Raw genomic sequence first — 23,524 nt, 5'->3', positions numbered from 1 at the left:
AATTCATGTCAACGTGGTGGGGCTGGCTGATCGCCATGATCGGCGCGACGCTCGCTGTCATCATGGGTGTAATGGTCTCGCTGGCCTTCCTGCTGTGGGGCGACCGCAAGGTGTGGGCCGGCGTACAGATGCGCAAAGGACCGAACGTGGTTGGGCCCTTCGGCCTGCTGCAATCTTTTGCCGACTTCTTCAAGTTCCTGTTCAAGGAAGTAATCATTCCGGCCGGCGCCGATAAGCCGATCTTCCTGCTGGCGCCGCTGATTACCTTCGTTGTCGCTTTCCTGGCTTGGGCCGTCATTCCGTTCGCCCCAGGCCTGGTGGTGGTCGATATCAATGTCGGCGTACTTTACCTTCTGGCCATTTCATCTCTTGGTGTCTACGGCATTATCATGGGGGGCTGGGCCTCCAATTCGAAATATCCTTTCCTGGGCGGCCTGCGTTCTGCTGCACAGATGGTGTCCTACGAAGTCTCGATCGGCTTCATTATTGTCAGCGTCATCCTGCTGTCCGGCTCCATGCGTCTGACCGACATTGTCACGGCCCAAGGCGGCGGTTTCTGGAACTGGAACGTATTCGGCGGCGGACACTGGCCGCTGGTCGTCATAATGATCCCGATGATGGTGATGTTCTATATCTCGGCGCTCGCCGAAACCAACCGCCCCCCGTTCGATCTGCCGGACGCGGAATCGGAATTGGTCGCCGGCTATCAGGTCGAATATTCGTCGACGCCATATCTGCTGTTCATGATCGGCGAATACGCCAACATCGTCCTGATGTGCGCCATGATTTCGATCCTGTTCTTTGGCGGTTGGAATGCGCCTTATCCGACGGCGGGCCTATTCCCCGAAGGCAGCGCCATCGCCGCCATCCATGGCCTGATCTGGTTCATCCTCAAGGTCGTGTTCTGGTTCGTGATGTTCGCCATCGCCAAGGCTATCGTGCCGCGTTACCGCTATGACCAACTGATGCGCCTGGGCTGGAAGGTCTTCCTGCCGATGTCGCTGGTGGCCGTTATTATTGTTGCCGCTTACCGCGTTTATGGAGGTGCCCTATGATTTCGCGCATTATCTCAGGCATCAAGGGCGCCATGCTGCTTGACTTCGTTGGCGCTACGGGCCTGGCAGTCAAGTACATGTTCAAGCACAAGGCCACGATCAACTACCCGTTCGAAAAAGGCCCGATATCGCCACGTTTCCGGGGGGAGCACGCCTTACGCCGCTACGAAAACGGCGAAGAACGCTGCATTGCCTGCAAGCTGTGCGAAGCGATCTGCCCCGCGCAGGCCATCACAATCGAGGCCGAGCCGCGCGCCGATGGTTCGCGCCGCACGACCCGATACGATATTGACATGGTCAAGTGCATATATTGCGGACTGTGTCAGGAAGCGTGCCCGGTTGACGCCATCGTCGAGGGACCGAACTTCGAATTTGCGACCGACACGCGTGAAGAACTGCTCTACGACAAGCAACGGCTTCTGGCCAACGGCGATCGCTGGGAACGCGAAATCGCCCGCGCGCTCGAACTCGACGCACCGTACCGGTAAGAAGGCCCAGAAAGAAAAAATGTCATGACCTTGATTGCCATCGCCTTTTACCTCATGGCCGCAGTAACCTGTATTTCCGGCCTGCTGGTCATCACCGCCAAGAACCCGGTACATAGTGTGCTGTGGCTCATCCTGGCCTTCTTCTCGGCGGCCGGCCTGTTCATTCTGCTGGGCGCCGAATTCCTCGCCATGTTGCTGGTTGTCGTCTATGTCGGCGCCGTCGCCGTCCTCTTCCTGTTCGTCGTCATGATGCTCGATGTCGATTTCGTCAAACTGCGCCAAGGCTTCGCCAACTACCTGCCCATCGGCATCGCGGTCGGCGCGGTCCTGTTGTTCGAACTGGTCATGGTCTCGATCGCCGTAGCCCAAAAGGGCGCTGCCGCCGGGAATGAGCCGCAGGCTTTCACGGCCAATGAATCGAACATCCGCATGATCGGTCACGCACTCTATTCAACCTATATCTACCTGTTCGAAGCTGCCGGGTTCGTGTTGCTTGTCGCCATGGTCGGGGCCATCGTGCTCACCCTGCGTACCCGCCCGAACGTAAAGCGCCAGGATATTTTCAGCCAGGTCACGCGCCGCCGCAACGATGCGGTCGAGGTTGTACCTGCCAAGTCCGGAGAAGGAATCTCGGAATGACCATCGGGCTCGTCCATTACCTAACGGTATCCGCCATTCTGTTCACCATCGGCACCTTGGGCATCTTCCTCAACCGCCGTAACGTCATCATCATCCTGATGTCGATTGAACTGATCCTTCTGGCGGTCAATATCAACTTCGTGGCCTTTTCGAGCTATCTGCATAATGTGGAGGGCCAGATCATGGCCATGTTCGTCCTGACCGTTGCCGCGGCTGAAGCCGCCGTCGGTCTCGCCATTCTCGTGACCTTCTTCCGTAATCGCGGCGATATTGCCGTCGATGACGCCAGCATGATGAAAGGATAAGCATCGTGCTAACTGCTCACGTCGCCGAAACTGCCCACAGCCTGGCTCCTGCCGCTCAGGCGGTCCTAAGCCCGCTGTCTTCCGGCATGGCCACCCTTGTCACCCTATGCGTATTTGCGCCGATCGTCGGTGCGGCCATTGCGGGTTTCTTTGGTCGCCGTATCGGCAATATACCCTCGCAATTCATCACGACGGGCCTGCTTTTCGTAGCCTGCGCCTGCGGCTGGTACACCTTCATCCAGCACACCTGGGGGGGCATGGCGGACTTCACGGTCCAGATTTTGCCGTTCATTAATATCGACGGCTTTAAATCCGCCTGGTCCATACGCATCGACGCCCTGTCTTCGACCATGCTTATCGTGGTGACCAGCGTGTCATCGCTGGTCCACCTTTACAGCTGGGGCTACATGGCGGAGGACCCGTCACGTCCGCGCTTCTTCAGCTACCTGTCGCTGTTCACCTTTGCCATGTTGATGCTGGTGACGGCCGCCGATTTCATGCAACTGTTCTTCGGCTGGGAAGGGGTCGGTTTGGCATCTTATCTGCTGATCGGCTTCTGGTTCCACAAGGACAGTGCCTCGTCGGCCGCCATCAAGGCCTTCGTCGTCAACCGTGTCGGCGATTTCGGCTTCGCGCTTGGCATCATGACGGTCTACTGGCAGTTCGGCACGATCAACTTCCATGAATTCTTCCCGATGATCGCGTCGCATCAGGGCCAGACCTGGGAGTTCCTCGGTCAGACCTTCTCGGGGCTCGATCTCGCGGCGTTCCTGCTATTCATCGGTGCTATGGGGAAATCGGCTCAGTTCTTCCTGCACACCTGGTTGCCGGATGCCATGGAAGGCCCAACCCCGGTCTCGGCCTTGATTCACGCCGCCACCATGGTGACCGCCGGCGTCTATATGGTCTGCCTTCTGTCGCCGCTGTTCGAGTATGCGCCCGTTGCCAAGATGATCGTCGCCTATGTTGGCGCCATTACGGCCATCTTCGCCGCTTCAATCGGCTTCACGCAAAACGACATCAAACGCGTCATCGCCTATTCCACCTGTTCGCAGTTGGGCTACATGTTCTTCGCGGCGGGGGTAGGGGCCTATCAGGCAGCCATGTTCCACCTGTTCACGCACGCCTTCTTCAAGGCGCTTCTGTTCCTGGGTGCCGGTTCGGTCATTCACGGCATGCATCATGAACAGGACATGCGTAAGATGGGTGGCCTGTGGAAATATCTGCCCGTCACCTATGCGGTGATGACCATCGGCACCATCGCCATTACCGGCCTTGGCATTCCCTTCACGGAAATCGGTTTTGCCGGCTTCTTCTCGAAGGACGCCATCATCGAAGCCGCTTGGACGCAACACAATACCCCGCAAGGCATGTTCGCCTTCATCATGGGCATTTCCGCCGCCTTGCTGACCAGCTTCTATTCCTGGCGTCTGGTCGCCATGACCTTCCATGGTAAGAAGCATTGGGAGCATGCCCACGACGATCATCATCACGAAGTCATTGACGGCCACGACGCAGCGGAACCTGATGCCCATGCGCATGACGACCATGGTCATCATGGCCATGATCACAAGCCGCACGAAAGCCCCTGGGTCATGCTGACTCCGCTGGTCGTGCTTGCTTTCGGCGCCGTATTCGCCGGCGTCATCTTCGCGCCGTACTTTATTGGCGAAAAAGCGCATGAATTCTGGGGTCACGCCATCTTCACCGGTCCGCACAACGAAGTGTTGCATGAAATGCATCACATAACCGAAACCTGGGTGAAACTGCTGCCGCTGGCCGTAACTCTGCTGGGTATGGCGCTCGCCTGGTACTATTACATCCTGCGTCCAAACCTGCCCAAGAAGATGGCTGCCAACGATGGCCCGGTATACAACTTCCTGTATCACAAGTGGTATTTCGATGAGATCTATCAGGCGACCTTTGTCCGCCTGACCAAGATCCTCGGTGACTTCTTCTGGAAGGTGCTGGATATCAAGATCATCGACAACCTCGGCCCCAACGGCGCCGCCTGGTCGGCGTTGAAGTCCGCGAAGAATCTGGTCAAGACGCAAACCGGTTATGTTTATCACTACGCTTTCGCTATGTTCCTCGGTGTCGTGGGTCTCTTGACCTATGTCTTCTGGATGGTCCGATAAGGGGAGATGGATTTTATAATGACACCCGCTATCCCCAACTTGCTCAGTATCGTAACCTTTGCGCCGCTCTTCGGTGCGCTGGTGATTACCGTGCTGCGCTTCATGGCGCGTAAGGACGATGAGGCAATCATCGCCAAGAACGCCAAATGGATCAGTCTGTGGACGACCCTGATCACGCTGGCCCTGTCCGTCGTGATGCTGGCCGGGTTCAACCGTGCCGATCCGGGTTATCAATTCGAAGAACACTATTCGTGGTTTGGCCCCGTCTCCTACCACATGGGCGTCGATGGGATTTCCATCCTCTTCGTCGTTCTGACCGCCTTCCTGATGCCTCTGTGTATCCTGGCTTCCTGGGAGTCGATCAAGGAACGTATCTCGGAATACATGATCGCGTTCCTCTTGCTGGAAACCCTGGTCATCGGGGTGTTCACCTCGCTCGATATGTTCCTGTTCTACATCTTTTTCGAAGGTGGCCTTGTCCCGATGTTCCTGATCATCGGCATCTGGGGTGGCAAGGACCGGATCTACGCATCGTACAAGTTCTTTCTGTACACGCTTCTGGGGTCCGTCCTGATGCTGGCGGCCATGTTGTACATGGTGAATGTTGCTGGCACGGCCGATATTCCGCTTCTGACCAAGTTCGCCTTCGCCCGTGAGGTTCAGCCCTTCCTGTGGTTCGCCTTCTTCGCGTCCTTCGCGGTGAAGATGCCAATGTGGCCGGTCCATACCTGGCTGCCAGACGCCCACGTTCAGGCGCCGACCGCCGGTTCGGTTATGCTGGCCGGTATCCTTCTGAAGCTCGGTGGCTACGGTTTCATCCGCTTCAACCTGCCCATGTTCCCGTACGCGTCGGAAATGTTCGCGCCGCTGGTCATGGCGCTGTCTGTCATCGCCATCGTAGTTACCTCGCTGATCGCCTTCCGCCAGACGGATATCAAGAAGCTGATCGCCTATTCATCGGTCGCGCACATGGGTTTTGTCACCATGGGCATCTTCGCCGGAAACAAACTCGGCGTAGAAGGTGCGGTCTTCCAGATGATCAGCCACGGCGTGATCTCAGGGGCGCTCTTCCTCTGCGTCGGTGTCGTTTATGACCGCTGGCATACCCGCGAAATCGCCTTTTACGGCGGTGTTACGAAACTCATGCCGCATTACGCCTTTGTCTTCCTACTGTTCACCATGGCCAATGTCGGCCTGCCGGGCACTTCGGGCTTCATCGGTGAAATCACCTCGCTGACCGGTGCCTATAAGTGGGGCACCTGGGTGGCCTTCGTGGCAACGTCGGGCGTCATCTTCTCCGCCGTCTACGCCTTGACGCTTTTCAAGCGCGTGATGTTCGGTGAAGTCGTCAATGACGAACTCAAGAAATATCCCGACCTCAGTTTACGTGAAATCATCATTTTCACGCCTCTGATCATCGGCACGATTGCGTTGGGGATTTATCCGGCCTTCGTATTCAATATTACCACTGCCAGCGTAGATCAGGTCGTTGCGACCTATCAGGCGATCATCGGCGGATAAGGACGAGCAAAAATGGACTTCAATCTCGCTCTTAACCTGGCGCTTCCGGAAGCAATCCTAGCGGTTTCTTCCCTGCTGATCCTTGTTTTCGGCGCATTCCGCGGCGATAAGGGCATGACCTCGGTCAGCGCACTATGCGGGGCGGCCCTTATTGGCGCCGCCTTTGCAGCAGCCTTCTCCCACCAGGGATCCGCCTTCTCAGGCTCGTTCATTGTCGACGGCGTCGCCCTGTTCGCCAAGGTCGCCATCTATATCGCCGCCGTCTTCGTCATCGTTCTGGGACAGGGCTATTTTGACCGACTGGGCGCCCGCCGCTTTGAATTTCCGATCATCATCCTGCTCGCCGCCCTCGGTATGAGCATGATGGTGTCGGCTGGTGACCTGATTGCGCTGTATGTCGGCCTGGAACTGCAATCCCTGGCACTGTACGTCCTGGCAGCCTTCCGTCGTGACGATGCCAAATCATCGGAAGCCGGTCTTAAATACTTTGTGCTGGGCGCCCTGTCGTCAGGCCTTCTGCTTTATGGCGCATCGCTGATTTACGGCTTCGCCGGTTCGATGAACTTCCATGTCATCGCTGAAACGGCGACGACCAACCTAAATGTCGGTCTGGTTTTTGGCTTGGTCTTCCTGATCTGTGGTCTGGCATTCAAGGTCTCCGCGGCGCCGTTCCACATGTGGACGCCTGATGTGTACGAAGGCGCGCCGACGCCCGTCGTCGCCTTCGCCGCTGGCGCCCCTAAGTTCGCTGCCATGGTTCTGTTCGCCCGCGTTCTTCAGACCGGCTTCGAAGCGCAGGTCGATCAATGGCGCCAGGTTATTCTGGTTCTCTCGGTTCTCTCCTTCCTTGTCGGCGGCCTCGGCGGTCTGATGCAGAAGGATATCAAGCGACTTCTGGCCTATTCGTCGATAGCGAATATGGGCTATGCCCTTCTGGCCGTCGCTGCCGGTCTTGGCGGCATCCCGTCACTCCTGATGTTCTTCGTCCTATATATGGTCGATACACTGGGCCTGTTCAGCGCGCAGATGTCGCTCAGCCGCAAGGGTGAGTCTATCACGCGCATCGACAGCCTGGCAGGTCTTTCCAAGACAAATATGCCGTTGACCATCGCCATCACCATTCTGGCTTTGTCGGTTCTCGGTATGCCCCCATTTGGCGGCTTCTGGGCCAAGTACTTCGTGTTCGGCGCCGCAATTTCTGCTGGCCTATGGCCGTTCGCGGCCGCCGGTCTTGTCGCCTCGGTCATCTCGGCCTTCTATTATCTGCGTATTATCAAGCTGATGTGGTTCGACGCGTCGGGTGGTGAGATGGATAAGTCACCGCGCGAAGCCAAATGGATTGCCTATGCCGCCGCCGCCTTTTCATTCCCGGTCGTCATTGCCTTCCTGATCTTCGTCTATCCGTTGGCACAGACAGCGGCTCAGGGTTTCGGAAGCTAACGGGCTGTGGCCGATTTTGAGATTTTCGACTCCTTGCCATCGACCCAGGACCTAGGGCTGGCGCGAGTGCGGGCAGGGCGATCCGGCTCAGGCTGGATTTTGGCAAAGGAGCAGACCAAGGGTATTGGCAGGCACGGCAAGACCTGGGTTGGCACCAAAGGGAATTTCATGGCTTCCCGATGGGAAATCATGGAGATCGACGTCCGATCGGTGCCGCAACTGTCTTTCGTAACGGCCTTGGCCGTATATGAGATGCTGCGGCCACTTATTCCCGATACGGACGAGAGTATGCGCATTAAGTGGCCTAACGATATTCTACATCGGGGACGCAAGCTGTGCGGCCTCATCGTCCAGACCGAATCTTTCGAAAAGCCCGGCCATCTAGGCATTGTCATCGGTATCGGCATTAATATGCGCGCCGCGCCGATCATTGAAAACTACTCAACCGTTTCTCTGCGCGATATCAGCCCGGAAGCGAAAAACCTTGATCCTGTCGCCCTGCTGCATAAACTGAACGGCCATCTTGATGGCGTGCTCGATCTTTGGCGCAACAAGGATTTCAACGATATCGCCAAGGCCTGGCTCAAGCGCGCCTATGGTCGTGATCGGATACTGAACGTTACGCACGAAAGCAGAACGGTTTCCGGACATATAAAGGGCCTGGATGAGTTTGGGGGGCTAAAAATCGAAGCGGCGGACGGACAGATATATACCGTTACCGGAGGCGACATTACCTACGGAGACGCACATGCTTCTGGCCATTGAGCAGGGCAACACTAACACCCTTTTTGCCATTCATGATGGTTCGGGATGGGTCGCTCAGTGGCGCGTCGCCACCGAAAGCACGCGGACAGCCGATGAGTACGCGGCCTGGCTTTATCAATTGATGCAGATGCAAGGGTTGGACTTCAAGTTCATTAGCGATTGCATCATTTCGTCCGTCGTGCCGCAATCGCTCTTCAATTTGCGCAAGCTGGCCCAGCGATATTTCGATCGCCAGCCTTTCGTCATCGGTGAGAACACGACGCTTGGTATAGACATTCGGATAGATAAGCCCAAAGAGGCGGGGGCGGACCGGCTGGTCAATGCCATTGGTGGTCATATGAGCTATCCGGGGGCGCTGATTATAATCGATTCCGGCACAGCCACGACGTTCGATGTCGTTGCGGCCGATGGCGGCTATGAAGGCGGCGCTATAGCGCCCGGTATCAATCTGTCACTTCAGGCCCTGCATCTGGCGGCGGCCAAGCTCCCGCGTATCGCCATAGAACGCCCAGCCAGACGGATCGGCAAGGACACAGTAAGCGCTATGCAATCCGGCATCTTCTGGGGGTACATCGGTCTAATTGAATATCTCATCTCTGCCATTCAGTCTGAGTACGGACAAAATATGACCGTTGTCGCGACAGGGGGCGTGGCATCGCTGTTTGAAGGCGCAACGGACAAGATAGACCATTTCGATCATGACCTGACCTTGCGCGGCCTCTTGGAAATCTATAAGCGAACGCTTGCGCAACACGCGCGGTGATTTGGCGTACATATGAAAAAGCACAAGAACGAACTGGTCTTCCTGCCGCTCGGCGGATCTAACGAGATCGGCATGAACCTGAACCTTTACGGGTTTGGGCCGGCGGATAACCGCCAGTGGATCATCGTCGACGTCGGCGTCACCTTCGGCGACCTGACGACACCGGGTATCGAGGTGATCGTGCCCGACCCGGAATTTCTAGTCGGCGAAAATATTCTCGGTATCGTTCTGACCCATGCCCACGAAGACCACATTGGTGCGCTGGGCTGGTTGTGGGATAAGATCAAGGCCCCGGTTTTCGCGACGCCATTCACCGCCTTCCTGGTTCGTGAAAAGCTGCGCGAAGCGGGTGTTCTGGATGACGTCAACCTGACCGAAGTGCCGCTCAACGGCAATGTCAAGCTTGGCCCATTCGACATCGACTATATAACCCTGACCCATTCGATCGCTGAACCCAACGGGCTGGCCATTCGTACTGAGTTGGGCACCATTTTTCACACTGGCGACTGGAAATTCGACGAGGCGCCGATCACCGGCAGCCCGACAGATATCCCCGCTATTCGCAAGTTAGGCGACGAAGGCCTGCTCGCCATGGTCTGCGACTCCACCAATGTGTTCGTCGAAGGTCGCGCGGGGTCTGAGGACGACGTCCGGGTCGAATTGGCCCGCGTCATCAAGGGGCTGAAAAAGCGTGTCGCCGTCGCCTGTTTTGCCTCCAATGTGGCGCGGGTGGATTCGGTCATGCGTGCCGCCATGGAAGCCGGCCGTAGTGTGTGCCTGGTCGGACGATCGATGCATCGTATTACCGCTGCGGCGCGCCATGTCGGCCTCTTGCATGGTATTCCCGACCCCGTAAGCGAAGGCGAAGCTGCCAACCTCAAGGCGAGCGAAGTGCTTTATCTTTGTACCGGTTCACAAGGAGAGCCGCGCGCCGCCTTGTCACGCATCGCCGACGGCAATCATCCGTTGGTGAAGCTCAGGGAAGGCGACGCCTGCATATTTTCGTCGCGCGTCATTCCCGGCAATGAAATCTCAATCCGGTCGCTGCAAAATCGCTTGTCGGACCTGGGGGTGGAAATTCATACCGAACGTGACCACCCGGGCATCCATGTATCAGGTCACCCGTGCCGTGACGAACTCAAGGAAATGTACGCCTTGGCGCGCCCACGCGTGTCTGTACCAACTCACGGTGAGCGCCGTCACCTTCTGAAACACGCCGCATTGGCCGCAGAAGTCGGTATCGATGAGCAAATTACGCCGCGCAACGGCGATATGGTACGTCTGGCCCCCGGCCGAGCTGAAATCATAGACGAGGTACCGTCGGGGCGGCTCTTCGTCGATGGCGGTCACTTGGTTCCGGAAGCGTCCGACGCCCTGCGCGAACGCCGTCATGCCGCGCACAATGGCATGATGTTCGTCGCCTTTGCACTGGATAGCAAGAACCGCCTGGCGTCGATCGTCGAGGTGAGGGGACTGGGTCTCGCCTTTGAGGACGACGACACCATTTCAGATCAGCTGGAACAGATTTGCCAGAGCGTTGAGAAAGCGGTCAAGGCCATTCCGTCTGAAGGTCGCGATGAAGATGAAGCCGTCGAGACTGTGGTCGCTCGCGTTGTCAAAAAGGCAGCCCAGGCAATCTGGGGGCGCCGTCCTATCGTCGAAACAATCATATTGCGCACCTAAGTCGTCCTGATGTCGAGCATGTCATGTCAATATTGACAATCAGGCGCGGAATGACACAGCCTATCCAAAAACCTATCCCTAATCGGATATCTCTTTGATTTAAAAAATAAAAAGCAAATCACCCGCGGAAAATCAATATTGACTTTCTGCGGATGATTTGTTTTTAATCGCTCAATTCAAATGCTAAATATTCTCAATAAGCATTTGATATTTTTTTATATTTAAACCGTTTCGAATCACGATTTGACCAAAACATAGGCTCCCGGCGCATCCATTATCGGTTTCAGCTTCCCCTTTGATGGATCGCGCGCAGGGACCATCGGGCCCGAACGTTCATTAAGCCACCCGGCCCAATGGGGCCACCACGACCCCGGATGTTCTTCAGCACCTTGCAGCCACTCGGCGAAAGTGGCTGGATGCTTGTAGTTGAGCCAGTGCATGTATTTTTTAGCATCGGGGTGATTGACCACACCGGCGATATGGCCTGATCCGGCTAGCATGTAAGTGACGGGTCCACCGAACAATTTCGAGCCCTTATAGACCGAGCCCGGCGGTGCAATATGGTCTTCGCGTCCCGCCTGTTCGTAAATCGGAATGGTAACGTTTTTCAAATCTATATCGACGCCCGCAAGGACCAGGTTATGGTTGCTCAGGGCATTTTCACCATAGAATTTGCGCAAGTAGAACAGATGAAGCGCCTTAGGCATACGCGTCTGATCGGCATTCCAGCACAATAGATCGAACGGTGTCAGATCCTTGCCCATTAGGTAGTTATTGACAAAGAACGACCAGATCAAATCGTTGGCACGCAGGGAGTTAAACGTATCGGCCATAGCCGAGCCCGGCAATACCCCGCCGGCCGCATCCATCTGGCGCTCGAGCTCCTTCAGCCAACTTTCGCTGGTGAATAACAACAGATCGCCGGCTTCGGAAAAATCATGCTGGGCCGTGAAGAAGGTTGCGGCCGATATCGTCTTGTCGCCCTTGGCCGCCATGTGAGCCAGCGTACAGCCCAACAAGGTGCCGCCGATACAATACCCGACCGCATTGACCGACTTGGCGCCCGTCTGCTCGATAACCTTCTGCACCGCCTCGTAAATACCGCCGAACATGTAGTCCTCGAAGGTGGTGTCCTTCATCGATATGTCCGGGTTGACCCATGCGACGAGAAATACGGAAAAACCTTGATCAACCAGCCACTTGATCAACGAGTTCTTAGCCTGCAAGTCCAAAATATAAAACTTGTTGATCCAAGGCGGAAAGATAAGAAGCGGAATGTCACGGACCTGTTCCGTTGTCGGGCTGTATTGCAGCAACTCGAAATAGGCGCCGCGATAAATGACCTTTCCGGGCGTTGTGGCGACATTCTTGCCGACAACGAAGCTGTCATAGTCCGCCTGGCTGATCTTCAGCTTGCCGTCGCCGCGCGCCAGATCTTCGGCAAACTTCTCCATACCCTTGACCAGGCTCTCGCCGTTGGTCTGCTGCAAAGCTGCCAGTGCCGCCGGATTGGACAAAAGGAAATTAGATGGCGACATAGCGTCGGTGAGCAACTTGGTGAAAAACTCGGCGCGGCGCTTGACCATGGGATCGACACCATCCGCCGAACTGATCAACTTATTGATCCAGTTCGACGACAGCAGGTAGGACTGCTTCATCATGTCGAACATGGCATTTTCCTGCCATTTCGGATCCGCGAATCGCTTGTCCGACGGTTTGCCGGTCTCGGCCGGCTCGGTGCCCAGGGTACGCCGGGCCACCTTGCCCCACAATTCCATGTAACCTGTGAGCAGTTCTGCCTGCGCCTCAATCAGCTTGTCAGGTTTCTGGGCCAAAGACCCCATGATTTCGCCCATGGCGGGCCCGACCTGGAACGGATCGGGTGGGGGCGCATTGGTGCCCAGATTGGGCTGGGCGAAAACCGTCTTGGCCAAGGCGCTTTGGGCCGTCATGGCCGCCTTGGCGATATTCACCGACAATTGCTCGAGGTTTTTAACGGCGTCTGTATTGAACCCTGGTGCGTCCGTGCCCGGCAGTTGCACGTCCGGTGCGACTTTAGGCTTTGTTTCGGGAGTTGGAGGCGGAGGTGACTTTGCCGTTGGTTTCACCGCCGTCTTAGCCGCGACCTTCGGGGCGGTCTTCGGGGCCGCCTTGGCGGCCGTTGTAACTCTTGGCTTTGCACCGGGTGCCGGGGTCGGAGCTGACTTTGCCGAAGGTTTCGACGCCGCCTTGGCCGCAGTCTTCGGCGCAACCTTGGCGCCGGTTGTGGATTTTGGCGCCGCGTCGCTCGCCTTTTTTGCCGGTGTCTTTGGGGTTTTCGTCATGACGGGCGTCTCCACTTTTTTCGCGTAACCGGATATATAGGGCCGTGCCGGGCCAATCCACCAACTAAAATTATATTTCTCTTGTCTTGCCCCTACTCATGGACGTAAATTTGCGCCGACTTGGCAAACGTCAGATTTGTGTCGCAAAGGTCTGATGTCATGAGACTCCGCCGTGGAGAGACAATATAAATATGACCATCGCGCAACGCCTTCTTATTCCGGCCGCCACAGTACTTCTGCTGGCCGGTGCGGCGCAGGCCCAAACTCAGCCGTCGACGCCCGCAACCGTACCGTCGCCCTCAGTCAATATAGGCGACATGCCTAAGTGGTCCGAATTTCCGGTACCGCCTGCTCACGTGCCGACACCTGCGGAGATTCGCCGCAATGTTGGCGAAACTGATGCCAAAGGCCGGCAGTTGGGGATGGAAATCCGCGCCCTAGTTTGGGACAACAACAATCCTGAAGCTTTTGCTGCCAACGCGCTCAATCGCCTGGACCAAAATTTTTCTAAGCCGATTGAAGGCGCCCTGTCACCTGCCGAAATAAACGCCCTGGGCGCCGACCTGCGCCGTCGCGCGGCTCCACCGCCGATTGCCAACTAAACTGACGCCGCCGCACGGCGGCGTTCGGTAATTCCTACTGACGGCTGCCATAGCCGTTCAGCCACATGCAAAATGCGGCGCTCATACATAAAAAAGCCGCTTGCCTAACCTTTAAAGCCAGAAGATAGCCAAATGCCAGAAACCTCCGTTTTCACCAACCCCGTCGCTTACGCCGCCAAGGATTTCGACCTGAGCCTCGATATTGTGCGCGTCGCCGAAGAGGCCGCCATTGCCTGTTATGCACAGATCGGGGGCGGGGATGAAAAGGCTGCCGATCAGGCCGCAGTCGATGCCATGCGCACGGCGCTCAACGCCATCGACATGGACGGTCGTATCGTCATCGGTGAAGGTGAACGCGACGAAGCGCCCATGCTCTACATCGGCGAAAAGGTCGGTACCGGCAAAGGGCCGGCCATAGACATCGCGCTCGATCCGCTCGAAGGCACCACCCTGGCCGCCAAGGCCATGGCAAATGCCTTGGCCGTCATTGCGTTTGCCCCGCGTGGCGGGATGCTGCACGCGCCCGATACCTATATGGACAAGCTGGCCATCGGGCCCGGCTATCCCCAAGGCGTTGTCGATCTCGACTGGACGCCGGAAGAAAATGTCCGCGCCCTAGCCAAGGCCAAGGGCGTCGATGTGTCCGAAATCGTTGCCTGCGTGCTTGATCGTCCGCGTCACGACGGCATTATCAAGAGCCTGCGTCAGGCTGGCGCCCGCGTACACCTGATCACCGATGGTGACGTGGCCGGTGTCATCCACACCGCCCAGCCGGAAACCGGCATCGACATATATATGGGGCAGGGTGGAGCGCCCGAAGGCGTTCTGGCATGCGCTGCGCTGAAATGCGTGGGCGGACAGTTCCAAGGACGCCTCGTGTTCCGTAACGCCGATGAAAAGTCCCGCGCCGAACGGCTGGGGCTGACCGACTTCGACCGCAAATACACGCTCGACGATCTGGTGTCGTCCGATGCCGTCTTCATCGCCACCGGCGTCACGCACGGCGCCTTGCTGCGTGGCGTGCAAAAGGAAACCACCGCGCGCGGCGAAGTCTTCGTGACCACGGAAAGCTTGGTCATGATGTCCAAGACGCACACGGTACGCAAACTTTCGATGCGCCGCCCGTTGGTAAAGGCCTAGACCCTTCGGTTCGTTCTGTTCTACGCACTTTTGACCCGAAAAGTGCGCCACACTTTTCGGAAAATACCGTAAAAAATGGATACGCTTTCTCCCGTCCGCGACGTGCCGCCCTACCTTGGTGTAGGCGCCTCCCTGAGCGGACGGGTTTGGCGTGAACGCATCGCCGCCCGCGGGGTATCGGCCGATACATTACGTGACATCACGCATCGCCTAGGACTCATGAACGTCGCCGATGCGGATTTTGTCGATCCGTTGGCCCGTTTCATCGCCGGCCGCGGTGTGACGCCCGACGGCTTGCAGGATTTTCTTTTCCCTACGCTGAAGGCGCTGTTTCCGGAACCGTCAGGCTTCATGGACATGGACAAGGCCGTTTCGGCCATGCTCGACGCTTTGGAACGCAAGGCCAAAATCTGCATCTTTGCCGATTACGATGTTGATGGCGCCACCAGTGCTGCGCAACTGGTCCGTTGGTTCCGCCATATGGGCCATGACCTGACCGTATACGTGCCAGATAGGGTTACCGAAGGATATGGCCCCTCCAACGCAGCTTTCGACAGCCTGAAGCGTCAGGGGGCAGACCTCGTTATCACGGTCGATTGCGGCGCCATGGCCCACAAGGCGCTCGATCACGCCGCCACCATCGGGCTCGATGTTGTTGTTATCGATCACCACCTCATGCGCGAAGAACCGCCCAAGGCCCTGGCCGTCGTCAACCCCAATCGTCCGGGCTGCACCTCCAAACAGGGCAATCTGGCTGCGGCGGGCGTTGTCTTCGTCGTTCTGGCCGCGCTGAATCGCGATGCTGAAAAACGCGGCCTATTCACTGCGCTGCCGAAGCCCGATCTGAGACAGTGGCTGGACCTGTCGGCGCTTGGCGCCATCTGCGACGTCACCGCTCTGACCGGGTTCAATCGCGCCCTGGCCGCGCAGGGCCTGAAAATCATGTCGAAACGTCAGAATGCTGGCATTAAGGCGTTGATGGACGTAGCGGGCGATAAGATTTCGGCCGTCAATTTGATGAGTACCTTCCACTCCGGTTTCGTCATAGGCCCGCGTATCAATGCCGGCGGCCGGGTAGGGCGGTCCGACCTGGGCGTGCGCCTACTGTCTACCGACGACGCGGACGAAGCAACAGCGCTCGCGCAGGAACTTGACGAACTCAATCGCACGCGTCGCGACATCGAAGCCCAGGTGCTGGAAGACGCGGCGCACATAGCCGAAGCCCAAGGGCTATGGCCGACCGAAGACCCAGTCATCATTGTCTCTCGTGAAGACTGGCATCCCGGCGTGATCGGCATTGTCGCCGGGCGTCTGCGTGAACGGTGGCATAAACCGGTCATTATCATAGGCATAGATCCTGTCAGCGGTATGGGCAAAGGGTCGGGCCGTAGCCAGGCCGGCGTCAACCTCGGCGAGGCGGTCGGCGCGGCCTTTGAATCTGGCATTCTTCTGTCGGGCGGCGGCCATGCCATGGCCGCCGGTCTGAGCGTAGAACAAGAACGAATTCCTGAATTGCGCCGGTTTATAAACGACTATGTGACGTCGCATGTGTCGGAGGCCGATCAGGTCGAGGCTCTGGAGGTCGATGCCCTTCTCAGCGTCAGAGCCGCGTCGCGCAGTCTTTACGACAAGCTGGACCTGCTGGCGCCGTATGGTCAGGGCAACCCGGAACCGCTTCTGGCATTTGCCGATGTGCGGGTCGCTTACGCTCAAGTAATGAAGGGGGGGCACGTGCGGTTCGAACTTCAGGATGATTCAGGCGCCAAGCTAAAAGGAATCGTTTGGCGCGCGGAAGGCACGCCGGTCGGCGATGCCCTGCTGCGGCCTGCGGGCCGGATTCATGTGCTAGGTCGCCTGAAGGCTGATGACTATATGGGACGAAATGGCGTCCAGTTGGAAATAGAAGATATCGCCCAAGCCTAACTTATTGGACCGGAAAGCCGAGTGACAGGGGCTGTTTGAGGTTTTCGGCCAAAAGTGGAAGCGACTGTGTAAAAAACCAAAATACCGCTTGCATCGATAAATCAGTACGGTTATCAAGCCCACCTCTTGAACGCGGTCCCTTCGTCTATCGGTTAGGACGTCAGGTTTTCAACCTGAAAAGAGGGGTTCGACTCCCCTAGGGACTGCCATTCAGGACGCGATCTGCCTAATCGGCTGTTCAATATGATTGATTTTTTATCTCATATTGGAAACTATCCACAGAAAATTAGTTGTAGTTAACGCTTAGACGTATAGCCGTGATCACAATTCTACTCGCCTAAAGCGATTTTTTGGCGTATTTTCTCAATCCGTGCGAATATTTTCTCTTTTTATCTCCCAATTTGAGATATCCGTGTTATGATAACGAATGTCACTTGATCTGTTTCATGCGACATGGGTGAGGATAGATGAGTTTGTTTGATTACAATAATAAAAGCGATGCCGACGAGTTAGTAACGATTTCAGGTCATGTAAAATGGTTTGACGCTGCCAAGGGTTACGGCTTTATCGTTCCGCAAGACGCCACGTTGACAAGCATGCGTGATGTCTTGCTTCACATTTCCAGTCTCCGCGATATGGGACGTGACAGCGCGCATGAAGGTGCGAAGATCACGTGTAAGATCGCTAAACGCGCCAAGGGGTGGCAAGTCATCGAAATTGACGACCTTGAAGTTGTCGCCGATGCCGGTGCACCTCGCGCCGAGAGTCATGCGACGCCGCGGGCTTCGCGCTCCGTTGCAGAAAATGTCCGCGTTGGCGAACTGGAAACGGCGACCATAAAATGGTTCAATCGCACGAAGGGCTATGGCTTCGTGGTCCGTGGCGATGACCCGACCGATATATTCATTCATATCGAAACTCTGCGTCGTTACGGTCTCGAAGATGTTCAGCAGGGCGATACCATTATGGTACGTTTCGGCGAAGGCCCAAAAGGTCTGGTCGTAACCGAAGTTCAGCCAAAAGCACTGGTTTAACGACTCGTCCTCATTAAATTTTTTAAAGCAGGCAGCCTCGTGCTGCCTGTTTTTTTGCCTTGAAAACGCCACCGCCCAGGGTCATGGTCCATGTGTGTGAGATGAGGGCTTCATGACAGTCATATATGTAAAAACGGCGCTGATCGCCGCCGTTGCGGCGACACTTATATCTTTCGGTGCATCGTCGCCGGGCATAGCGCAGGGTTCAGGTCAAAATTCGGGCCAAAACTCGAGCAAGGCGATCCCGGCTCAATGCCTGAGCATGGACATCTCACCCTATTCGCCACCGGAATTACTGTCGATTCGCCATGGCAAGGCTGAAACCCGTTTTCAGGTAGAAATCGCCAACACCGACGAAACGCGTGAGCAGGGATTGATGTGTCGTCCTGAGCTGGCTGCGGATCGCGGTATGCTGTTTGAGTTCAAGGATCTGAGGGAGCGGAATTTCTGGATGCAGAACACGATTGTCGGACTCGACATCGTCTACATCGCTCAGAATGGTTCCATCGTATCGATTCAAAAGAACGCTAAGCCGTTCGACCGCACACCCTTGCCATCGCATGGCGCAGCCAGCGGCGTTCTGGAAATCCAAGCGGGACTGAGCGACAAGCTTGGCCTGAAGCCCGGCGATAAGGTTATCCACCCCTTTTTCCATAAGCCTTGAGCTGAAAACGAGAAAAGTCAGTCAGTTGGTGATTTTTCCGTACACGGGGGCTTGCAGAGGCCAATCTAAAATGGCAATAAGCGCGCCTCTCAGTCTGTGGCTTAGGTCGCAGCGCCGGGTCTCGGGGTGTAGCGCAGCCTGGTAGCGCAGCTGTTTTGGGTGCAGCAGGTCGGAGGTTCGAATCCTCTCGCCCCGACCAAACAAGGCCACGGTAGAGATTTAAAAGTCGGGGCGTAGCGCAGCCTGGTAGCGCGCCTGCTTCGGGAGCAGGAGGCCGGAGGTTCGAATCCTCTCGCCCCGACCATTTAAAAAGCCCGAGGCCTTAGGTCTCGGGCTTTTTAAATGTCTGGCGACACATTGCGGCTATCTCCAAAGTGTCGTGCGCCTCCAGAGATGGCGTCTTTCCTCTTTACCCGGCTGGGCCTTTGGTAGTAACAGACGATGAAGCATGGACCGACGAATCCATGCGGCTCAAGGAGACGACGATGTTTGCGCGTATTTTCAAACCCGCCAAGACCGCCATGCAATCCGGCCGCGGCAAGACTCATGACTGGATCCTCGAGTTTGAACCGAAATCGGCCCGCACGCCTGATCCGTTGATGGGCTGGACGTCGTCCTCCGATACCGATGCCCAGGTTCGCCTGACTTTCGAAACGAAAGAGCAGGCCATGGCATTTGCTGAACATCACGGGATTCCCTTCCGTCTCTTGGAACCAGAAGCGCCGCCGAAAATCATCAAGGCCTATGCTGATAATTTTGCGTTCGGCCGTCGGCAGTCCTGGACACACTAATCTCGCGCTTCAAGGCTCCGTAGCTCAACTGGATAGAGCATCCGCCTTCTAAGCGGACGGTTACAGGTTCGAGCCCTGTCGGAGTCGCCACTTATTGCCTGCGCGAGTTAAATCTGCGCAGGCCCCGTCACCACAGGCGTAGTCAGTGTTTCCAAACCCCATTCAGACCACGATCCATCGTATAGCTGCTCCGCCGTGTGACCGACCTCAGTGAGAGCCATGCTTATAATGGCCGCTGTGACGCCTGATCCGCAAGATGTGATAACGGTACAAGACTCATCCACATCCAAGCCATTAAAAATCGCTTTCAATTCGTCACGCGGCTTCAGTGCGCCATCGCGGATCAAATTCCCAAATGGCAAGCTAAGACTGCCCGGCATATGGCCGGATCTCAATCCTGCTCGTGGTTCAGGGGCAACGCCCTCAAACCGCGTCTGGGATCGGGCGTCGAGCACACAATAGCCGGCGGCTCCCAACGTCTTTTGCAGGGTTTCGCGATCGATGATCCTTTCTGGTCGGAAGGTGGGCCGGTAAGTCGCAGGAACCGGTGTGTCGACCTCGGCCGTTACCGGTAGTCCCGCGGCGCGCCACGCCGGCAATCCGCCGCACAAAACCTGCACCTTGTCATGCCCCATGAGCTTGAACGTCCACCACACACGGGCGGCAGAAAATAACCCCTGCCGGTCGTAAATGACGACATGGTCTGTCTCGCATATTCCCATCAACCCGACCGCATTAGCGAACTGGTCGGGTGAGGGCGCCATATGGGGGAGGTCAGTCGAATGATCGCTGATGGCTTCGATGTCAAAAAACTGCGCTCCCGGGATATGATCTTGGCGGTACAAATCGAACATGTCGGTGCCATCAAGCGCCCAACTGCCATCCAGCACCTTTACGGCCCGAGCCTCAATACGCTTTTGCAAATCGACGGGGGTAATCTGAGTTGTCATATTAATCGGCCTCCTGGCCACGGTTGCGATAAGCCTCCAATGCGCGGTCGCGGGCGAACGCATGATCGACGATCGGTTGCGGATAAGCCTTTGCGTCGCTGCCAAACAGATCCCTTGTTTCCGTTTTGGCCTTTGGAGAGGCATCTTGGTAGCCGGCAATATAACGCGCGCGATACCGCGCCCGGGGATCAAATTTTTCCGCCTGGCTGATAGGGTTGAACACACGAAAATAGGGTGCTGCGTCGGCACCGCAGCCGGCAACCCATTGCCAGCTTGCCGTATTATTCGCCGGATCTGCATCGACGAGGCAATCCCAAAACCATTTTTCGCCTCGCCGCCAATCGATTAGGAGATGTTTGACGAGGAAGGAGGCAACAACCATGCGCACTCGGTTGTGCATATATCCAGTCTGCCAGAGCTCTCGCATCCCGGCATCGACCAGTTCGTAACCGGTCTCGCCCCGGCACCAGGCCCGGAACCCTTTTTCATCTGTACGCCACTCGAAGTCATCAAAATCGCGACGAAAATTGACCTCATGAAGCCTGGGTTGTTGTGCCAAAAGCCCGTAGCAAAATTCGCGCCACGCCAGTTCCGATCGAAACTTGGCCGCTGATACGGCGAGAATGGGCTTCGATCGCACCGCCACAGCAATATCGTGCAGAACGCGTTGCGGGCTGATTTCACCAAAACGCAGATGCGCAGACAAATGGGACGTCAGATCGAGGTCAGGCCTGTCGCGACCGTCGGCATAGTCTACCAAGCCATGGGTTATGAAATGCCGCAATGCCGCACGCGCACCGTCTTCTCCGGGGGTGAAGCGACCGAATCCCTTCGACCAGTCTTTTCCAGATGGCGTCAACGACGGTGTCAGCCTCAAGTCGGAGAGTGTCAGCGAGCTCGGCCAAATTTCGGGGGACGGCCAGGCATGGTTCGAGCTCAAGGCGAGGGCGTCAATATCTAAGGCGCCAGATACCTCCAGCGCCTTGTAGAAGGGCGTGAAGACCCGAAACGGCGTCCCCGACTTGGTAATCAAGGCATTCGGCTCAGTCAGCAGCGTCGCGTTCACGCGGTTCAGATCGACACCGAGTTGCGCCAAAGCATGCGCAGTCTGCCGGTCAGATTCCTCATTTTCAGTATCAAAGGTTTTAGAACATATAACTGTTTTTACAGAACATTCCTTAACCAATGATCCTAACACCACAGAGGCGTGTCCACGTTCAATAATCAATCTTGATCCGCGCGCAACCAAATTTTCATGTAAAACCTTAAGAGAATGATGCAACCACCATCTTGATGCCGCGCCCAGCGGACGTGTGGCAAGGCTTTCATCCCATATGAAGATTGGTAAAATCGGCGCTCCAATCCTCAGCGCTTCAGCAACGCCGGGGTGGTCGTCGAGGCGCAAATCGGTACGAAACCATAAAATGACGGGCGGCGCAGAGGTGGTTTTTTCGGTCATGCACTTAAAAGTAAGCTTGCTTGAGTCAGGCGTCTTGGGCACAAAGGCTAGCATGAACGCCGCAATGCCAACACCCTTAAGCTGCTGTATTATCGCCAAGAATGAAGGTGACCGGATTGGCGACTGCATCCGGGCGGTTCAAGGGCTGGTCAGCGAAGTCGTTGTCGTCGATAGCGGCTCAACAGACGATACGATCGCCGTGGCCGAGGGATTGGGCGCTCGCGTCGTCCATCATGACTGGCCAGGCTATGGGCCACAAAAGCGATACAGCGAAGACTGCGCCGCCAATGACTGGATACTCAACCTCGATGCCGATGAAATCGTTACACCGGAGTTGTTTTCTGAAATCAAGGCATTAATGGCGTCAGGGCCGTCGCTCAGCGCCTATCGTTTCAAAATCAAGAATGTTTATCCGGGTCAGCAGAAGCCACGTCTGTGGGCCGACTATCACAATTATGTCCGGCTCTACGACCGCCGCGTCGTCCGCTTCCGCGAAAGCCAGGTGCACGATACCGTCGATACCAGATCCGAATCGGTCGGCCAGCTCAAAGGTGCCGTGATGCATTATTCCGCGCGATCCTATGCTCACATACGCGCCAAGCTCGATTCGTACACCAACCTACAAGCCAAGGTGCTGAAAAAATCAGCCTGGAAAATATGGCTGCGCCTGCCATTCGAATATCCCTTCGTTTTCATCCGCTATTTCTTTTTCCGTTGTCACTTTACCGGCGGTTGGGACGGCTTGTACAGCAGTCACCTGGCGGCTGAGGCGCGTACCAAACGGCTTCTCAAAATCCTGGCGGCGCAGAAAAACGCCGATCTAACGACACGCTGACCCATGGCAGATCGCACCCCCACATTCATGCAAAAGGTCGGCTGGCGTATCGAAGCCATATTTTACGATCTGTTTGTCGCCATCACCCGCGCCTTGCCTGTCGATACGGCCTCCGACCTGGGAGGCTGGCTCTTCCGGCATATAGGGCCGTTGACCTCCACGCAGAAAACCGTGTTGAGAAATTTCGAACTGGCCTTCCCCAATATGCCGACCGCGGAACGCGACGCTCTAATCCGACAGCAATGGGAAAACACCGGTCGCACCACCGCCGAATTTCCGATCATGGACCGAATTGTTTTCGATCCTGCCCGTGTCGAGATAGAGAACTTCGAGCGCCTGGAAACGATCGCGCAGAGCGGCAAACCCGTAATCTTCATCTCCGGCCATCTGTCGAACTGGGAAGTGATGAATGCCGCCATACTTCAGGCCAAGGTGCCGTACATGATCACCTATCGCGCCGCGAACAATCCATATGTCGACGCCCGAATTAAATCCGGCCGGGCGGCCTACGGCGTGAATATGTTTGCGCCAAAGGGCGGTGACGGCGCCAAGGAGTTGTTGATCGCCCTGCAAAAGGGTGAGTCGGTCGGACTGATGAATGATCAGAAGTTCAACCGCGGCGTTCCTACACCGTTCTTCGGCCATATAGCTGAAACCGCCCCCGGACCGACCAAACTGGCGCAAAGATTTGGAACGGTCCTTCAGCCTCTGACCATTCGTCGGCTGCACAAGGCGCGCTTTCGCGTCACCGTGCACGACGCTATTCCGGTAGATGATACCGGGCATAAAGGTCAGGACGTCGATTCCACCGTGTGCAAAGTTACCGCTTTCATAGAACATGCGGTGCGTGACAACCCGGCCGAATGGTTTTGGGTGCACAAGCGTTGGCCCACCTCACTTTACAAATCCGCGCCGCAATGACCTGTTATTAAAAGTGAAGCTTCACGCACTTTCCAACCGTCTCCCACCCCCGTAAGCTCGTACTGGAATGTGGAAGCAGATTTT

21 protein-coding genes and 4 tRNA genes are annotated in these 23,524 nt (G+C 56.4%); 22 read left to right on the top strand and 3 right to left on the bottom strand.

What is annotated here, in order from left to right; translation table 11 throughout:
* Nucleotides 1-35 precede the first annotated feature (35 nt).
* From nuoH to RCJ00_RS01035, 10 genes are all read left to right on the top strand, one after another.
* Nucleotides 36-1,055: an NADH-quinone oxidoreductase subunit NuoH gene (gene nuoH, locus RCJ00_RS01080; protein ID WP_369794500.1), complete on the top strand. Its 1,020-nt coding sequence runs from the start codon at nt 36-38 to the stop codon at nt 1,053-1,055.
* The gene (nuoI, locus tag RCJ00_RS01075; protein WP_023457636.1) at nt 1,052-1,543 is read left to right on the top strand and encodes an NADH-quinone oxidoreductase subunit NuoI; all 492 of its coding nucleotides are present in this window, start codon (nt 1,052-1,054) and stop codon (nt 1,541-1,543) included. Before nuoH ends, nuoI begins: the two co-directional genes overlap by 4 nt.
* Before the next feature lie 24 nt (nt 1,544-1,567).
* Nucleotides 1,568-2,182, top strand: a complete 615-nt coding sequence (locus tag RCJ00_RS01070; protein WP_316219737.1) for an NADH-quinone oxidoreductase subunit J — start codon at nt 1,568-1,570, stop codon at nt 2,180-2,182.
* Nucleotides 2,179-2,487 (top strand): NADH-quinone oxidoreductase subunit NuoK, encoded by a 309-nt coding sequence (gene nuoK / locus RCJ00_RS01065; protein WP_316219736.1) that lies wholly within the window; start codon nt 2,179-2,181, stop codon nt 2,485-2,487. The genes RCJ00_RS01070 and nuoK overlap by 4 nt, the downstream gene beginning before the upstream one ends.
* An 86-nt stretch (nt 2,488-2,573) precedes the next feature.
* On the top strand, nt 2,574-4,625 hold the full coding sequence (nuoL, locus tag RCJ00_RS01060) for an NADH-quinone oxidoreductase subunit L (RefSeq protein ID WP_316221069.1): 2,052 nt from the start codon (nt 2,574-2,576) through the stop codon (nt 4,623-4,625).
* Between the two features lie 18 nt (nt 4,626-4,643).
* A complete protein-coding gene (locus RCJ00_RS01055; RefSeq protein WP_316219735.1) occupies nt 4,644-6,146 on the top strand; it encodes an NADH-quinone oxidoreductase subunit M in 1,503 nt (500 codons plus the stop codon).
* A gap of 12 nt (nt 6,147-6,158) precedes the next feature.
* Nucleotides 6,159-7,586 (top strand): NADH-quinone oxidoreductase subunit NuoN, encoded by a 1,428-nt coding sequence (nuoN, locus tag RCJ00_RS01050; protein WP_316219734.1) that lies wholly within the window; start codon nt 6,159-6,161, stop codon nt 7,584-7,586.
* Nucleotides 7,587-7,592: 6 nt separating this feature from the next.
* A complete protein-coding gene (locus tag RCJ00_RS01045; RefSeq protein WP_316219732.1) occupies nt 7,593-8,351 on the top strand; it encodes a biotin--[acetyl-CoA-carboxylase] ligase in 759 nt (252 codons plus the stop codon).
* A complete protein-coding gene (locus RCJ00_RS01040) occupies nt 8,335-9,114 on the top strand; it encodes a type III pantothenate kinase (RefSeq protein WP_316219730.1) in 780 nt (259 codons plus the stop codon). The genes RCJ00_RS01045 and RCJ00_RS01040 overlap by 17 nt, the downstream gene beginning before the upstream one ends.
* Nucleotides 9,115-9,126: 12 nt before the next feature.
* Nucleotides 9,127-10,797, top strand: a complete 1,671-nt coding sequence (locus RCJ00_RS01035; protein WP_316219728.1) for a ribonuclease J — start codon at nt 9,127-9,129, stop codon at nt 10,795-10,797.
* A 236-nt stretch (nt 10,798-11,033) separates the two neighbouring features.
* On the opposite strand, the gene phaC is transcribed toward RCJ00_RS01035, so the two are convergent.
* A complete protein-coding gene (gene phaC, locus RCJ00_RS01030; RefSeq protein WP_316219727.1) occupies nt 11,034-13,121 on the bottom strand; it encodes a class I poly(R)-hydroxyalkanoic acid synthase in 2,088 nt (695 codons plus the stop codon).
* 191 nt (nt 13,122-13,312) lie between these two features.
* Here phaC and RCJ00_RS01025 point away from each other — a divergent pair, with 191 nt between their 5' ends.
* From RCJ00_RS01025 to RCJ00_RS00980, 10 genes are all read left to right on the top strand, one after another.
* Nucleotides 13,313-13,723: a hypothetical protein gene (locus tag RCJ00_RS01025; protein ID WP_316219726.1), complete on the top strand. Its 411-nt coding sequence runs from the start codon at nt 13,313-13,315 to the stop codon at nt 13,721-13,723.
* Between the two features lie 132 nt (nt 13,724-13,855).
* Complete coding sequence (glpX, locus tag RCJ00_RS01020) at nt 13,856-14,863, top strand: class II fructose-bisphosphatase (protein WP_316219725.1); 1,008 nt, start codon at nt 13,856-13,858, stop codon at nt 14,861-14,863.
* A 75-nt stretch (nt 14,864-14,938) separates the two neighbouring features.
* Nucleotides 14,939-16,786: a single-stranded-DNA-specific exonuclease RecJ gene (gene recJ, locus RCJ00_RS01015; RefSeq protein WP_316219724.1), complete on the top strand. Its 1,848-nt coding sequence runs from the start codon at nt 14,939-14,941 to the stop codon at nt 16,784-16,786.
* Nucleotides 16,787-16,920: 134 nt separating this feature from the next.
* Nucleotides 16,921-16,995 (top strand) — tRNA-Glu (locus RCJ00_RS01010).
* Nucleotides 16,996-17,253: 258 nt separating this feature from the next.
* Nucleotides 17,254-17,820, top strand: coding sequence for a cold-shock protein (locus RCJ00_RS01005; RefSeq protein ID WP_316219723.1), 567 nt, complete (start codon nt 17,254-17,256; stop codon nt 17,818-17,820).
* 112 nt (nt 17,821-17,932) lie between these two features.
* Nucleotides 17,933-18,484, top strand: a complete 552-nt coding sequence (locus RCJ00_RS01000; protein ID WP_316219722.1) for a DUF192 domain-containing protein — start codon at nt 17,933-17,935, stop codon at nt 18,482-18,484.
* Nucleotides 18,485-18,606: 122 nt separating this feature from the next.
* Nucleotides 18,607-18,683, top strand: a tRNA-Pro gene (locus tag RCJ00_RS00995).
* A gap of 28 nt (nt 18,684-18,711) precedes the next feature.
* Nucleotides 18,712-18,788: transfer RNA gene (locus RCJ00_RS00990), tRNA-Pro, on the top strand.
* 181 nt (nt 18,789-18,969) lie between these two features.
* On the top strand, nt 18,970-19,275 hold the full coding sequence (locus RCJ00_RS00985) for an ETC complex I subunit (protein ID WP_031238495.1): 306 nt from the start codon (nt 18,970-18,972) through the stop codon (nt 19,273-19,275).
* Nucleotides 19,276-19,288: 13 nt separating this feature from the next.
* A tRNA-Arg gene (locus RCJ00_RS00980) sits at nt 19,289-19,365 on the top strand.
* Between the two features lie 17 nt (nt 19,366-19,382).
* Here the strand turns inward: RCJ00_RS00980 and sseA are convergent.
* Nucleotides 19,383-20,225 carry a 3-mercaptopyruvate sulfurtransferase gene (sseA, locus tag RCJ00_RS00975; protein WP_316219720.1) on the bottom strand — a complete coding sequence of 281 codons (843 nt, stop codon included), beginning with the start codon at nt 20,223-20,225 and terminating at the stop codon, nt 19,383-19,385.
* Nucleotide 20,226: 1 nt separating this feature from the next.
* Nucleotides 20,227-21,684, bottom strand: coding sequence for a cryptochrome/photolyase family protein (locus RCJ00_RS00970; RefSeq protein WP_316219718.1), 1,458 nt, complete (start codon nt 21,682-21,684; stop codon nt 20,227-20,229).
* Nucleotides 21,685-21,748: 64 nt separating this feature from the next.
* On the opposite strand from RCJ00_RS00970, the gene RCJ00_RS00965 reads away from it, so the two are divergent.
* Nucleotides 21,749-22,519: a glycosyltransferase family 2 protein gene (locus RCJ00_RS00965; RefSeq protein ID WP_316219717.1), complete on the top strand. Its 771-nt coding sequence runs from the start codon at nt 21,749-21,751 to the stop codon at nt 22,517-22,519.
* Nucleotides 22,520-22,522: 3 nt separating this feature from the next.
* Nucleotides 22,523-23,440 carry a lysophospholipid acyltransferase family protein gene (locus RCJ00_RS00960; RefSeq protein ID WP_316219716.1) on the top strand — a complete coding sequence of 306 codons (918 nt, stop codon included), beginning with the start codon at nt 22,523-22,525 and terminating at the stop codon, nt 23,438-23,440.
* Nucleotides 23,441-23,524: the final 84 nt, after the last annotated feature.

The sequence above is a fragment of the Asticcacaulis aquihabitans genome (assembly GCF_032490435.1).
Taxonomy (GTDB): domain Bacteria; phylum Pseudomonadota; class Alphaproteobacteria; order Caulobacterales; family Caulobacteraceae; genus Asticcacaulis.
This window is presented reverse-complemented; position numbering and strand designations above follow the sequence as displayed.

What these genes read in the sequence shown, in the direction of transcription:
- nuoH (WP_369794500.1), top strand. Translation starts at nt 36, where the DNA reads ATGATCGGCGCGACGCTCGCTGTCATCATGGGTGTAATGGTCTCGCTG.
- nuoI (WP_023457636.1), top strand. Translation starts at nt 1,052, where the DNA reads ATGATTTCGCGCATTATCTCAGGCATCAAGGGCGCCATGCTGCTTGAC.
- RCJ00_RS01070 (WP_316219737.1), top strand. Translation starts at nt 1,568, where the DNA reads ATGACCTTGATTGCCATCGCCTTTTACCTCATGGCCGCAGTAACCTGT.
- nuoK (WP_316219736.1), top strand. Translation starts at nt 2,179, where the DNA reads ATGACCATCGGGCTCGTCCATTACCTAACGGTATCCGCCATTCTGTTC.
- nuoL (WP_316221069.1), top strand. Translation starts at nt 2,574, where the DNA reads ATGGCCACCCTTGTCACCCTATGCGTATTTGCGCCGATCGTCGGTGCG.
- RCJ00_RS01055 (WP_316219735.1), top strand. Translation starts at nt 4,644, where the DNA reads ATGACACCCGCTATCCCCAACTTGCTCAGTATCGTAACCTTTGCGCCG.
- nuoN (WP_316219734.1), top strand. Translation starts at nt 6,159, where the DNA reads ATGGACTTCAATCTCGCTCTTAACCTGGCGCTTCCGGAAGCAATCCTA.
- RCJ00_RS01040 (WP_316219730.1), top strand. Translation starts at nt 8,335, where the DNA reads ATGCTTCTGGCCATTGAGCAGGGCAACACTAACACCCTTTTTGCCATT.
- RCJ00_RS01035 (WP_316219728.1), top strand. Translation starts at nt 9,127, where the DNA reads ATGAAAAAGCACAAGAACGAACTGGTCTTCCTGCCGCTCGGCGGATCT.
- phaC (WP_316219727.1), bottom strand. Translation starts at nt 13,121, where the DNA reads ATGACGAAAACCCCAAAGACACCGGCAAAAAAGGCGAGCGACGCGGCG.
- RCJ00_RS01025 (WP_316219726.1), top strand. Translation starts at nt 13,313, where the DNA reads ATGACCATCGCGCAACGCCTTCTTATTCCGGCCGCCACAGTACTTCTG.
- glpX (WP_316219725.1), top strand. Translation starts at nt 13,856, where the DNA reads ATGCCAGAAACCTCCGTTTTCACCAACCCCGTCGCTTACGCCGCCAAG.
- recJ (WP_316219724.1), top strand. Translation starts at nt 14,939, where the DNA reads ATGGATACGCTTTCTCCCGTCCGCGACGTGCCGCCCTACCTTGGTGTA.
- RCJ00_RS01005 (WP_316219723.1), top strand. Translation starts at nt 17,254, where the DNA reads ATGAGTTTGTTTGATTACAATAATAAAAGCGATGCCGACGAGTTAGTA.
- RCJ00_RS01000 (WP_316219722.1), top strand. Translation starts at nt 17,933, where the DNA reads ATGACAGTCATATATGTAAAAACGGCGCTGATCGCCGCCGTTGCGGCG.
- RCJ00_RS00985 (WP_031238495.1), top strand. Translation starts at nt 18,970, where the DNA reads ATGTTTGCGCGTATTTTCAAACCCGCCAAGACCGCCATGCAATCCGGC.
- sseA (WP_316219720.1), bottom strand. Translation starts at nt 20,225, where the DNA reads ATGACAACTCAGATTACCCCCGTCGATTTGCAAAAGCGTATTGAGGCT.
- RCJ00_RS00970 (WP_316219718.1), bottom strand. Translation starts at nt 21,684, where the DNA reads ATGACCGAAAAAACCACCTCTGCGCCGCCCGTCATTTTATGGTTTCGT.
- RCJ00_RS00965 (WP_316219717.1), top strand. Translation starts at nt 21,749, where the DNA reads ATGCCAACACCCTTAAGCTGCTGTATTATCGCCAAGAATGAAGGTGAC.
- RCJ00_RS00960 (WP_316219716.1), top strand. Translation starts at nt 22,523, where the DNA reads ATGGCAGATCGCACCCCCACATTCATGCAAAAGGTCGGCTGGCGTATC.